General features: G+C 37.5%; 11 protein-coding genes. All 11 read left to right on the forward strand.

The window, feature by feature from the left end; genetic code table 11:
- Positions 1-443: 443 nt before the first annotated feature.
- On the forward strand, positions 444-1523 hold the full coding sequence (gene wecA, locus ACWYVB_RS22515) for a UDP-N-acetylglucosamine--undecaprenyl-phosphate N-acetylglucosaminephosphotransferase (RefSeq protein WP_318119360.1): 1080 nt from the start codon (positions 444-446) through the stop codon (positions 1521-1523).
- Between the two features lie 214 nt (positions 1524-1737).
- Complete coding sequence (wecB, locus tag ACWYVB_RS22520; RefSeq protein ID WP_457530229.1) at positions 1738-2874, forward strand: non-hydrolyzing UDP-N-acetylglucosamine 2-epimerase; 1137 nt, start codon at positions 1738-1740, stop codon at positions 2872-2874.
- A complete protein-coding gene (locus tag ACWYVB_RS22525; RefSeq protein WP_457530231.1) occupies positions 2864-4264 on the forward strand; it encodes a lipopolysaccharide biosynthesis protein in 1401 nt (466 codons plus the stop codon). The genes wecB and ACWYVB_RS22525 overlap by 11 nt, the downstream gene beginning before the upstream one ends.
- 2 nt (positions 4265-4266) lie before the next feature.
- Positions 4267-5499, forward strand: a complete 1233-nt coding sequence (locus ACWYVB_RS22530; RefSeq protein WP_457530233.1) for a glycosyltransferase — start codon at positions 4267-4269, stop codon at positions 5497-5499.
- Between the two features lie 79 nt (positions 5500-5578).
- Entirely contained in the window at positions 5579-6706 is a 1128-nt protein-coding gene (locus ACWYVB_RS22535; RefSeq protein WP_457530269.1) for an EpsG family protein, read from the forward strand.
- On the forward strand, positions 6703-7830 hold the full coding sequence (locus ACWYVB_RS22540; RefSeq protein ID WP_457530235.1) for a glycosyltransferase family 4 protein: 1128 nt from the start codon (positions 6703-6705) through the stop codon (positions 7828-7830). Before ACWYVB_RS22535 ends, ACWYVB_RS22540 begins: the two co-directional genes overlap by 4 nt.
- Before the next feature lies 1 nt (position 7831).
- Positions 7832-10132, forward strand: coding sequence for a polysaccharide pyruvyl transferase family protein (locus ACWYVB_RS22545; RefSeq protein WP_457530236.1), 2301 nt, complete (start codon positions 7832-7834; stop codon positions 10130-10132).
- The gene (locus ACWYVB_RS22550; RefSeq protein WP_457530238.1) at positions 10119-11222 is read left to right on the forward strand and encodes a glycosyltransferase family 4 protein; all 1104 of its coding nucleotides are present in this window, start codon (positions 10119-10121) and stop codon (positions 11220-11222) included. The genes ACWYVB_RS22545 and ACWYVB_RS22550 overlap by 14 nt, the downstream gene beginning before the upstream one ends.
- Positions 11212-12327, forward strand: a complete 1116-nt coding sequence (gene gmd, locus ACWYVB_RS22555) for a GDP-mannose 4,6-dehydratase (protein ID WP_457530240.1) — start codon at positions 11212-11214, stop codon at positions 12325-12327. The genes ACWYVB_RS22550 and gmd overlap by 11 nt, the downstream gene beginning before the upstream one ends.
- A gap of 5 nt (positions 12328-12332) precedes the next feature.
- Positions 12333-13307: a GDP-L-fucose synthase gene (gene fcl / locus ACWYVB_RS22560; protein ID WP_457530242.1), complete on the forward strand. Its 975-nt coding sequence runs from the start codon at positions 12333-12335 to the stop codon at positions 13305-13307.
- 2 nt (positions 13308-13309) lie between these two features.
- On the forward strand, positions 13310-13756 hold the full coding sequence (locus tag ACWYVB_RS22565; protein ID WP_457530243.1) for a GDP-mannose mannosyl hydrolase: 447 nt from the start codon (positions 13310-13312) through the stop codon (positions 13754-13756).
- The last annotated feature ends 21 nt before the right edge of the window (positions 13757-13777 follow it).

Below are 13777 nucleotides of genomic sequence, written 5' to 3' on the forward strand. Positions count from 1 at the left end.
GCAGCGAAAGGCCAACCGAAATTCGAGCTATTTATCGTTAGTCCTTGCAGGGCAAGGGCTTTCGTAATCTTGCCCTGAAATACTAGGTTTATAGAAGTACATAACTACCGGCCCAAACCGTTAGTTAGTGTATTCAGCTTTGTATTTGGCCTGCCTATAAAGGCAGAGAACCGATGACCGTCACGAGCTAGTGTCGGTGGAACTCAGTTACTTACATATTCAATATTAAAAATTAGCGTTTGCTGTGCGTTACAACCCATGTTGTCTAATGTGGTTTTGTCACGCCAAAAAATCACCTGCTTGTTCTTAGGTTCGGCTTATTCAGATATGAGCGAAAAAGAATCAGCAGTATCGGACCTGTGATGCAATGGAATCCGTAAAGGGAATCAGTCGGATGCGTTATAGATTTACCTCAAACTTATTTAATAACACAGTTGGCTATCATGAATAATGCATATTTATTTGTATTTATTTTGTCGTTCGTTCTACTTTTTGTTATGCGCAAGATCGCTAAGCGCGTAGGTCTAGTAGATAAACCCAATGCAAGAAAGCTTCACCAAGGTGTGGTGCCACTTGTAGGAGGGATCTCCATTTTCTCTACCATACTGGTGGGGTTCCTTCTGTTTCTACCAATGAATGACAACCTATCACTCTACTTATCTTGTTCGGCTGTACTCATCGTGCTCGGCGCATTAGATGACTATTACGATGTAAGTTTCAAAATTCGCCTTATTATCCAAGCAGGAATATCCTTTGCGATGATTTACATCGGAGGCCACAGCTTACACGATTTAGGTTATCTAATGGGAAGCGAAACCATTGCCCTGAATGAAGTTGCTGGCGCGGTGATCACCGTGATTGCGGTAATAGGGGCCATTAACGCATTTAATATGGTTGATGGTATAGACGGCTTGCTGGGAGGGTTAGCCTCGGTCACCTTTACAGCATTAGGTATTGTATTTGCCTACAACGGAAACGAATATTTAGCCACGATCTGTTTAATGGTCGTGACTGCGATGCTTCCTTACATCTTCCTGAACTTAGGTTTCCCACTTGGTCGTCGCTTTAAGATCTTTATGGGTGATGCTGGCAGTATGTTTATCGGCTTTACCGTGGTCTGGATGCTGATTCGTGGCACGCAAGAACCAGGAGCTGTAGCTTTCAAGCCAGTCACTGCTCTGTGGTTAATTGCCTTACCATTGATGGACATGGCAACCATTATGATCCGTCGTATTCGTAAAGGTCAGTCACCATTCCAACCAGACAGAGAACATCTACACCATATTTGTCAGCGTATTGGGCTTTCTCCAGGTGCTACGTTAATTTTCATCTGTTCGATGGCATCAATTTGTGCTGCGGTAGGTTTATGGGCTGATTTTGTTGGCATTAGTGAATCAATAATGTTTGTTGCTTTCTTGATTTTGTTTGCATGCTATTTTTCGGTAATTAGCCATATTTGGCGCATTTCTTCTTGGTTCAATAAACTGTTTCATACTTTAGGACTTCAGTTTACGTCTAAGTAGAAAGTTAAAAAAAAAAAAAGCCTATTGGGGCGGGTATAAGAAAAACAACAAAAACAATGAATTACAATGAGATAGGTGAAACAGACTGTCTCAAAATGAATGAAAAGTGTCTCAGTTGTTAGCTATCACTGAGATCTAATATGACAAAAAATCAAGTTCAAATTTCAGTTCTAAGGGACACGAACTTCCTACAACGGTAAAAGTGGCAAATATTATGGCTAAGAAAAAAGTATTGACGGTCTTCGGCACGCGTCCAGAAGCCATCAAAATGGCACCTCTTGTTCATGCTCTAAATGATGATGAGCGCTTTGAAGCAAAATGCTGTGTAACAGCTCAGCATAGAGAAATGCTTGATCAAGTTCTCGAGCTTTTTGAGATCACACCAGATTATGACTTGAATTTGATGAAAGCAGGACAATCATTAAACGACGTAACCGCTCGTATCATACAAGAGCTGAAACCTGTTTTACAAGAGTTCAGGCCTGATGTAGTTCTCGTTCACGGTGATACCGCAACTACGTTTGCAGCAAGTCTGGCAGCTTACTATGAGCAGATAGCTGTAGGCCATGTAGAAGCAGGTCTTCGTACCGGAAATATATACTCACCTTGGCCAGAAGAAGCAAATCGACGGTTAACCGGTGTCCTTACTCGCTACCATTTCGCTCCTACAGAAACGTCAAAACAGAATTTGCTTCGAGAGAATTTCGAGCCTTCATCTATTCAGGTCACAGGTAATACCGTTATTGATGCGCTGTTGTTGATCCAAGATAAAATCCAAAACAACTCGGACTTGAATGCAACGTTGTCTGAAGAATTCAATTTCCTAGATGAGTCGAAGAAACTTATTTTGGTTACAGGTCACAGAAGAGAAAGTTTTGGTGGAGGCTTTGAAAGAATCTGTGAAGCTTTGGCAAGAATAGCTAAAGAACATAAAGACGTTCAAATTCTTTATCCGATGCATCTGAATCCAAATGTAAGAGAACCGGTTAATCGCATCCTCGCTGGTGTTGAGAACATTCTATTGATAGAGCCTCAACAGTATCTTCCTTTTGTTTATTTGATGACGAAAGCGAATATTATCTTAACGGACTCAGGCGGGATACAAGAAGAGGCCCCCTCGCTGGGGAAGCCGGTGTTAGTTATGAGAGATACCACGGAAAGGCCAGAGGCAGTTGAAGCAGGTACAGTAAAGTTGGTCGGTACTAGCATTGAAGCTATTACACAAGAGTTAAACCTGTTGTTGACAACTAAAGAAGCATATGAGGCTATGAGTTTTGCCCATAACCCTTATGGTGATGGTAAAGCATGCAAAAGAATACTTGAAAGATTAGCTAGCTCTGATGAATCGTAAAAGTAAAAAATACTACTTTATAGGAACAGCATTATCAGGTGTAATAGGGCTAATTACTGTTCCAGTATTGCCTTGGGTGTATGGAACAAGAGAGTTAGGTGTTTACTCATTATATTTAGTTTATTCGCAACTTTTTTTTATTACATGTGGATTAGCAATTGAGCAAGCTATAATTAGATATTACTATGAAAGTGAAGATAAAGGAAAGCTGATAACTAATTCGCTAGTGGGGCCATTTATGATTTATATAATTGGTTCTATATTGCTCTTAATGTTTTATAAAGATATAAGCCTGAGACTAATAGATGAAAGCTCATTGCTTTTCATGTTTTTACTAGTGATTGGTGGTGGTGTTATTATCTACAATAAGATTCAAACGACTATACTTAGAATGGAAAATGAGTCTTTTCTATTTTCTGTTGGACAAGTTTATCAGAAACTGTCATTTTTAATTCTTTCGTTAATATTGTATTTTGCAATAGGTCAGCATGATTCAATCATAAATGCGATCTCAATGTATATATTTAGCATTGCTTCTTTGACAATTTATTTTGCCATCTATATTAGGAAAGTAAATTGCAATATCAGTATTGGAATTAATAAGGTTAAATATGATTTATTATATATAAAGAGACTATATAGTTATTCTATTCCCCTAGTTTTTTCTTTACTCATAATTTGGATGATGTCGAGTGTTGACAAGATAATGATTAAGCACTTTCTAGATCTAGATGCCTTAGGAGTTTACGTCAATGCATTTAGGTTTGCTGCAACTGCTTTAATAGTGCAACAAATCATATCGGTTATTTGGACACCATTAGCTATGAAATGGTTTTCTGAAAAAAAAGATATACTCTATTTTAGGAATGTGAGTGGATTAGTTTCCCTTGCAATGGTAATAATATACTTAACTCTCGTTCTTCTAAATAACTATACTCATAAAATATTACCTAACGAATATTTGTCTTCTATTAAGTTAATCCCGGTATTACTTCTATACCCGGTCTATTATTGTATGTCTGAAATCACTAATGTCGGTGTGCTGTTCTCTGAAAGAACAAAGTTTGCTGCGTTAATTTCGTTCCTCACTATTTTTGTATGCGCTTTATTGAATTACTTATTAATTCCCATGTATGGGCTATATGGTGCAGCACTTTCTTTAGCTTTGAGCTACTATATATTTTTTGTGTTTCGATCATTAGCAAGCGCTATTGTATGGAAAAGAATATTAAGATATCGAGATATAATAGTGTTCCATCTACCAATGATTGTTTTGTATTTACAGTACAAAAATGAATACTCGATAAGAATATATCTTTTGACACTGATCTTAGCTCTGATTATGAACTTCAAGATGATAGTTAACCTCATCAAATATAGGACATTTTAAAAATGAATATTGGGATTGTTACAACTTGGTTCGAAAGGGGAGCGGCTTATGTTTCAAGACAATATAAGCAGTCACTAGAAGAACAAGGTGCTCAAGTATTTATCTATGCAAGAGGAGGCGAATCTTATGCTAAGGAAGATAGTAATTGGAATGGAAGCGAAGTCTACTGGCAGCAAAATAATTCAATACCCTACAAATTATACGTAAATCTAGACGAGTTTAAAGCCTGGGTTAAAAGCAATAATATTGAAACTGTAATTTTTAACGAGCAATCTTGGTTTGAGCCAGTACTCTTTTGTAAGAATGAGGGTATAAAAGTAGGTGCATATGTAGATTACTACACTCAGTCGATGATTCCTTGTTTTGATGCATATGATTTTTTATTGTGTAACACAAAAAAACATCTAGAAGCGTTTAAGAATCACAAAAATCCAATTTACATTCCTTGGGGTACTGATACGAAAACGTTTGATTGTTCCAAGACAAGAGAACATAGTCCTAATCTGCGTTTTTTTCATTCCTGTGGTATGAACCCTTACAGAAAAGGTACTGATTTATTAGTTGAATCTTTTCTAAACATGGATCAAGAGCACGTTTCACGTTCTGAGCTCATTATCCATACGCAATTTACTAAAGAAGACTTCAAAAAATACATACCAGATTACTGTTACGATCAATTTGAGATTGCTATAAACAAAAAAACAATTAGATTGATTGATAAAACAGTAACAGCACCAGGACTGTATCACTTGGGTGATGTCTATGTGTATCCTAGCCGTCTTGATGGTTTGGGCTTGACAGTAGCCGAAGCTATAAGTTGTGGCATGGCTATCGTTGTACCAGATGATGGGCCTATGAACGAGTTCGTTGGCTCAGATCTTGATAGAACGATCAGGGTTCAAAAGCTATTTTGTCGGGATGATGGTTATTATTGGCCCCAAAACGAGGTTGAAATAGCTGATTTAACTAAGGCTTTAGTTGAGATTATAGATAACGGAGATTTATATAAGGACAACACCGAGACTATTCGTAAAAGAGCCTTGCAAACTATTGATTGGAAGAAGAATAGTTCAAAACTTTTAAATGCTATCGCCGATGTGAATAAATCCCCCTTAACCCATGAGGCAGAAATAAATTGTATTTCTTATAATAACAAGAAATTACCATATTGTTACGAATTCCCATATTTATATAAGTTTGCTTACTGGTTATATAAAAAGGTTATCAAAAGATAAATTTAAAATGTCAGTATTTCTAGTAGTCTTAGCAATCCTTAGCCTTGTTTTTTTTCAACCTTTTCTAGCCGTTTTAACTATGTCCTATTTTAGTGATTATATTAAAAAACGGTGCTTTTTATTGCTAGTATTTTTCTGTATAGGGTGCTATTTATCTCTTGTTAATCTGACAAAGTTACCTATATCAGATGCGGCTGTATATAGAGAATATATTCACAACCTGTCTATCCTCAATTTTAGTGATATTATTTATTATCGATACTACAATATAAGAGAATCCGAGTTCATATTTAGGCTTTATTCATTTCTTGTATCCAAAATCGATGCTTCAGGCACATTATTTACCTTTCTGTCAGTCTTTATTATTTATTTTCTTACGTTAATAGCGACATTTAGACTGTCTAAAGATTACGTAAATGATAATAAAAACTTTATTATTATTATATCAGTTATATTCCTTGGTGTGACCTTTTCATTAACAGGACATATCATAAGGCAGTACCTTTCTGTTTCTGTAATGTATTATCTTTATTCATCTTATGTGAGCGCAAAAGATGGGAGAAAGTGGCTATTCAAATTACTATTTATAGTCGTTCCACCATTGATACATATGTCTTCGATTGCAGTTGTGGTGGCGTTTAATTTAATACAATTTCTGGCAAAGAAGACAACAAAGAGAATAACCATAACAGTATCACTACTCGTCTCTATCCTTTTGTTTTTAATTAGTGGATATATTTCTACGATTCTCGGTCGAGATGGTGATACTTCGGCTGGTCAAGTCTCTACTATTTTGCTGATATTTGATGTTACATTAGTAGTTTTAGCTGTTGGTGTATTTTTGTTTAGAGATGGACGTGGATTGTCCGGTGATAGTGATAGTAGTTTATTTTGTTTGGTACTAGCTATTGCTGTAATTCTAATTACTTTCTATCGAACAGAGTTGATTTTTTTGAGGCTCTATTTTTTATTGGATTTTATACGACCAATATTGTTTCTTGTTTTACTATCGACGGTAAAACTAGATGTGAAAACCAGTATAATATTTAAATTAACCTGCTTTTTGATTCTACTTGCTTTATTTGCTTACCGAGTCAGTATTTCAGGTTGGGATTATGGTAGAGAAAGTACTATTGAAGTTTTTCTGAATCAGAATCTTGTTTGTATTTATGAGCGAATTAACAGTCTATGGCCAACATCAGAATGAAAGTACTAATAATTCAAAAAACTATTAAACACTATAGATTAGATTTCTACAATAGATTAAATAAGAAGTTAAAGGATCATGGGGTCGAATTGTTAGTTGTATATAGCGAATTGAATGATAAAAATATATTAAGTAAAAAGGACAACTCTAGACTTGACCCGAGTTTTTCAAAACTAGTCAGAGGATATAGTTTTTTCAAAGGAAAAGTTGTCTATCAAAATGCCTTGGCTTTATCTAGAAACTACGATTTGATTATAGTTGAGCAAGCAAATAAGAACATTATAAATTATCTTCTTCTTGCTTTAAGAAGTATTAATGGAAACAAAGTTGCATATTGGGGGCATGGTAAAAACCTTCAAAGTGATAACTATGGTTTTAAAGAAAGATTTAAACGAGCATTACTGAAGAAAGTAAATTGGTGGTTTGCATATACAGCTATGACACAACGCTTTCTTATTGAGAGTGGTGTTTCTAATTCGATAATTACCAACGTTAACAATAGTATTGATACGAAAGGGCTATCAAATAACATAGATAAGTTGAGTGGAATTGCAATTAGTGAGTTTAAAAAAGTTCATGGTATTGGAGAGAACGATTACGTTGGGCTATTTTGCGGTTCTTTGTACGATAAAAAAGAGTTGCCCTTTTTGATTTCTAGCGTGGAAAAAGCTAGACAAAAAATACCTAATTTTAAGTTGATAATCTTAGGCGATGGCCCTGATCGTGAATATATTGAAAACAAATCTGCGAAAGAAGATTGGTTGATATACTTAGGAGCAGCCTTTGGTTTAGAAAAGAGCATATCGTTTGCAATTTGCGATCTTGTATTGAATCCTGGATTGGTTGGTTTAGGTATTTTGGATGCTTTTGCTTCAGGAAAGCCTATCCTAACTACCGATTATAGATTCCATAGTCCAGAAGTCAGTTATCTAGAACACGGTAAGAATGGGTTAATGGTTCCAAAAAGTATTGATAGCTTTTCAAATGCTATAGTTTCACTTCTAAATGATGAGCACACTCTAACATCGTTAAAAGAAGGATCAAAATTAAGTAGTGAAAAGTATACGACCGAGATAATGGCCGATAACTTTTTTAAAGGTATAGTGAATTTTTTTGAGAAATAAAATGTTAAATAAAATCTTCAATTATTTAGTTTCAATCTACACACAAAATAAAGTGGAGAAAGGTAGAAGACCTGAGCTTCTTAATTTTCCCATAACAGAAAACTGTAACTCACGATGCGTCATGTGTAATGTATGGAAAAATAACATAGAGTCTGAAATGTCTCCTGCGGAGATAGCAAATAATTTGAGAAGAGACTATTTTTCAAACTTGAAACATATTGGTATTTCAGGCGGTGAACCTACGTTGCGAAAGGATTTGGTCGAGTGTGTTTCAGCTATTGTAGAAGTAAGGCCTGAATTACGTTCGTTATCTATTACATCTCACGGCTTCCATTTCAATAGATGGTCAAGGTTTCTCCCCCTTATTAAAGCGATATGTGACTCTAAAAGTATACCTTTCTCTCTCAACATTTCGATAGATGGTTCTAAAGATAAACATAATTTTGTCAGAGGCACAAAACTTGCCTATGAGCGAGCGCTCAAGACCATTAATATAGCGAAAGGATTGGGGATACCAGTACAAATCCAATGTACTTTGAGTAACATTAACGTTTTCGATGTAAACTCGGTCTTACATCTGGCTCAGAATACCGGTAGCGACGTTATATTTCGTTTAGCCGTCCCAATTGATAGGTTAAAGAACTCCGATGTTATCGGAGGACTTCAATTAAGTAGCGAAGCTGCTAGTTATCTAGCTGATTTTTTTGAATCAGAAGCTCTACACAATGTAACAAGGTCTATTGGTCGAGGTCTGTATTATGAACAGATTTCCAAGGCGTTAATATCGGGTAGAGCTTCTAGTAGGAGCATGCCATGCTCTTTTAAAAACAATGGTTGTTTGTTGACTTCGAGAGGGAGTGTTTACGTATGCAGTGTTAGTGATAAGGTGATTGCAGACTCCGCCAGTTCAAGTAATTTAATGTCTGATACCGAAGTTAATGTAAGAAAATCTGTAATAGAAAAAGACTGTAATCATTGTCTGCATGACCAATCTGGTCCTTGGCCAGTTTTTAAGATTTTTAGCTATGTATTTAGAAGGCGATTTAGAAAATTGCCAAATTTATTGGATAAAGGTTTCAAAGTCACAAAACTTTTAGCTCTATTGACACAGGTTTCACTCTTAAAAAAAAGCACGAGAAAAAATGTAATTTCTCCATCTAAGATTAAAAGTGCCCTTGTCATAGGAGCGTATGGTGGTGAGCATGTAGGTGATGCCGCTATATTAGGTGGTGTGATATTGAGGTCAATGAAACGATATGTTCGTATGCATAAAGTATATGTCGCTAGTTTTCGTCCTGATAGAACTAAGAGGTGGGTTGATTCTTTAGACTTGCCACTCGAGATTGTAGTTATAGACGAAAAAGAAATATCCAAATATTCTGACTATGATATTCTTATATACGGCGGTGGGCCGTTGATGGAACTTCCACTCAATTTGCTATTACACCTCAGAACAGTTTACACTGCCGCGAAAAAAAACATCCCTTTCTCTATCGAAGGGGCGGGCTTAGGTCCTTTGAAAACGACACTAAGTAAACACTTTGTGAAGCAATTATTACAGATATCTGATTATACTAGACTGAGAACAGATAAAGCCAAAAGAGATGCGCTCAACGATTTCTCTACAGAGGTTGAGTTGGGTACCGACCCAGCTTTCGATTATTTATACAGTAGGGTAAGTCCTTCTCTTTATACAAACGAAGAAAAGGCCTTTTTGGAGTGCAATGAAATAAATGATAGGTCAAAGTTAGTTGTTGCTATTAACTTACGTCCTTTATGGAGTAAGTATTCCTTTGGCAGTGGGTTGGATGTTGAAAAAATAGAAGAAAACTATTTAAACGAACTTGCTGATTCATGTGGTAAGCTCTATCAAGAGTTAAAGGGAAACGTCAGTTTTGTTTATTTTCCAATGAACGCTGACCATTACGGAATGTCTGACTATATTCCATGTAGAACGTTAGAAAATAAGCTGAAACCTTTTGGGATCGAATTGAATATATGGTATGGAGAACCTGGTGTTGATGCTCTAATATGTTTCTTGAAAAAATGTGATGTGGTTGTTTCTATGAGGTTTCATGGCTGTATATTTGCTTTGTCTCAAAATGCTAATAATGTAATAGGTATCGACTATCAGATAGGTAAAGATGGTAAAGTATTTGACATTATGTCGGATAGAAATTGTGGGAAAAATGTCATTAGAGTCGATAAGTTAAATAGTCAAGAGCTCTATACTATGATGTCAAAGATTAGTGCTAGGAATTCAATTATTGCTGTTAAGGAGCTTGCTCATGAAAAAGAGTAAGGCGCTGTTCATTTTACATACCTCTCCTCCTATTCACGGTGCTTCAGTGGTTGGTGATATAATAGTTTCCAGCGACGCAATTAATAGTAAGTTTGAGCCGAAGTTTATAAAGCTAGAGTCATCTGAAACTATTGAGGACATAGGTAAGGTGAATTTTAGAAAGTTAATGGTTTTTATGAAATTGCTTTTTAAAGTAACTTTATGTGTATTTAGTTTTAAACCGAGTGTTATATATTTTACAGCGTCTCCTAACGGGGTGGCATTCTATCGTGATCTGGTGTTGATGCTTTTTCTTAAGGTTTATCAGACTATGAATTCCTGTAAAATATATCTTCACTATCATACGAGAGGTATTTCCTCGAATAATTCATTTTTTTTTCGTAGGTGTAGTCGATTTTTTCTTTCAAACACTATCCCAATAGTTTTAGCAGAAGAACTTAAAGAAGAGTTTAAAGGATTAATTGACTTGAATAGTTTGAAGGTTCTGAACAATGGTGTTGCTGACCAGTATTGTTTCTCAGGTGATTCTTTTCCGAAGAATGGTAATAAGGTCCAACTTTTATATCTTTCAAATCTTATGAAAGACAAAGGGTATCGAGAAATATTGGGCTCTATAGATATATTGAAAGACAAATATGAGATAGGAATTACTTTTGCCGGGTCATGGGGTTCACAAGAAGATGAAAAATACTTCAAGGATTTTGTCGAATCAAAATCACTGGAGAACTATGTAACCTATGCTGGCATAGTAAAAGGAGAAAGCAAAAAGGCACTATTAAATAATTCAGATTTTGTATTGCTCCCCACAAGATATTCAAAAGAAGCGTTCCCACTTGTTTTGTTGGAATCTTTGTCTTGTGGTATTCCAGTTTTATCCTCTAATGTAGGCGGAATTCCCTCTATAGTAGACCCCGATGTTGGACTCATATTAGCGACAGTTGATATCCCGAATATAGTTAAAGGCATTGAGAGACTAATACAAGACTATAGTACCAGAGAGGCTAGGGAGCTAGCGAGATGTACGTACATGAATAAATATAGCTTAAAAGCTTTCGAAAGTAATTTGATTGGTATTTTGTATGATAAGTAAAAAAGTAGCATTCGTAACAGGTATCACAGGTCAGGACGGGTCGTATCTTGCCGAGTTTCTTGTTGAAAAAGGATATGAAGTGCATGGCCTTATCCGTCGAGCATCCTCTTTTAATACCGAGCGTATCGATAACGCGATTGAAAACAGTGACAAAATTCACCTCCACTACGGTGATTTGACGGACTCTTCAAACCTAATTCGCCTAGTTAAAGAGATTCAACCAGATGAAATCTATAATCTAGGTGCGATGTCCCATGTGGCCGTTTCATTTGAATCACCAGAGTACGCGGCTGATGTTGATGCCATGGGTACTATCCGTCTTCTCGAAGCTATCCGTATTAATGGCCTTGAGAAAAAAACTCGCTTTTATCAAGCGTCTACATCTGAGCTTTATGGAGAGGTTCGCGAGATACCGCAACGTGAGACAACACCGTTTCATCCACGTTCCCCATATGCCGTTGCAAAGATGTATGCATACTGGATTACGGTTAACTACCGCGAGTCGTACGGCATGTATGCATGTAACGGTATTTTGTTTAACCACGAGTCACCTCGTCGCGGTGAAACGTTTGTTACACGCAAGATTACTCGCACACTAGCGAATATTTCTCAAGGCCTAGAGTCTTGCCTACAGCTAGGCAACATGGATGCACTGCGCGACTGGGGACATGCTAAAGATTACGTTCGCATGCAATGGATGATGCTTCAGCAAGATGTTGCGGATGACTTTGTGATTGCAACGGGTAAACAGATTTCCGTTCGTGAGTTTGTTCGCATGTCAGCACAAGAAGCAGGCATTGAACTTGAGTTCAGTGGTGAAGGTGTCGATGAGATCGCTACAGTTGTCTCCGTTGACTCAGATAAAGCTCCTTCAGTGTCTGTTGGTGATGTGATCGTGAAGGTAAACCCGAAGTTTTTCCGTCCAGCTGAAGTTGAAACCCTTTTAGGCGACCCAACTAAAGCGAAAGAGAAGTTGGGTTGGGTACCAGAGATCACCGTTGAAGACATGTGCGCTGAAATGGTTCAGGCGGACGTCAACAAAGCTAAACAACACGCTCTGTTGAAAGCCAACGGCTTTGATGTTGCTATTTCAGTAGAGAACTAATCGAAATGACAGAGCAAAACAAAAAAAGAGTGTTTGTTGCGGGACATCGCGGCATGGTGGGCTCTGCGATTGTTCGTCAGCTTGAAAAGCGCAATGATGTTGAATTAATCGTTCGCACGTCAATTGAGCTTAATTTGACTGACCAGGCAGCAGTGAATGAATTTTTTGCTGAGCAGAACATTACTGAAGTCTACCTAGCAGCAGCAAAAGTAGGCGGTATTTATGCAAATAATACTTTCCCTGCTGAGTTCATTTATCAGAACTTAATGATAGAGAGTAACATCATTCATGCGGCTCACACTAACGATGTTCAAAACCTGCTGTTCCTTGGTTCTTCTTGCATCTATCCTAAGTTTGCAGAGCAACCAATGACAGAAAAGGCGTTGTTGACCGGAATATTGGAAGAAACCAACGAGCCTTATGCAATTGCAAAAATAGCAGGTATCAAGTTGTGTGAGTCATACAACCGCCAGTATGGGCGCAACTACCGTTCAGTGATGCCAACGAACCTGTACGGCCTTAATGATAATTTCCATCCAGAAAACTCTCATGTCATTCCCGCAATCATGCGTCGTTTCCACGAAGCTAAGCTAAATGGTGATAAGGAAGTGGTTGTTTGGGGCACTGGGACACCTATGCGCGAGTTTCTTTATGTGGACGATATGGCGGCAGCGTCAGTGCATGTGATGGAGCTTGACGATGAAACCTACAATTCCAACACGGAGCCAATGTTGTCCCACATTAATGTGGGGACCGGTGTGGATTGCACTATCCGTGAAATGGCCGAGACAATGGCTAAGGTGGTGGGTTTTGAGGGTGAGATTACTTTCGACACCACAAAACCAGATGGTACGCCTCGTAAATTGATGGATGTATCACGTTTAGCTAGCCTCGGCTGGCGCTACAAAGTTAGCTTGGAAGAAGGTTTGAATACGACTTACCGATGGTTCCTTCAGAATCAAGATAATTTCAGAAAGTAGTTATGCTAGATCTTGAGACTTTCAAAACCGTCGTTGCCTCTACACCACTGGTATCTATTGACCTCATTGTAAAAAACAATGCAGGACAAGTTTTACTTGGTTATCGTAACAACCGCCCAGCTCAAGGTTATTGGTTTGTCCCGGGAGGTCGGATTCAAAAGGACGAGAGATTGGACCTTGCCTATAACCGATTGACGGAAACAGAACTTGGAGAGCGCCTAGCGCTCTCTCAGGCGCAGTTTATTGGCCCCTACGAGCACTTATATCAAGATAATTTCAGTGGAAATACGTTCTCTACGCATTATGTAGTACTTGGCTATCAAGTTTGTTGGAATGGTGAGCTCGCTGAACTCCCTTCAGAGCAACATTGTGATTATCGCTGGTGGGATGTGGATGAGTTGCTTAGCTCTCACAATGTACATGACAACACAAAAGCGTACTTTAAGTAGCGAGCCACAATTATATAACTT

It is taken from the genome of Vibrio sp. JZG10 (genome assembly GCF_054064075.1).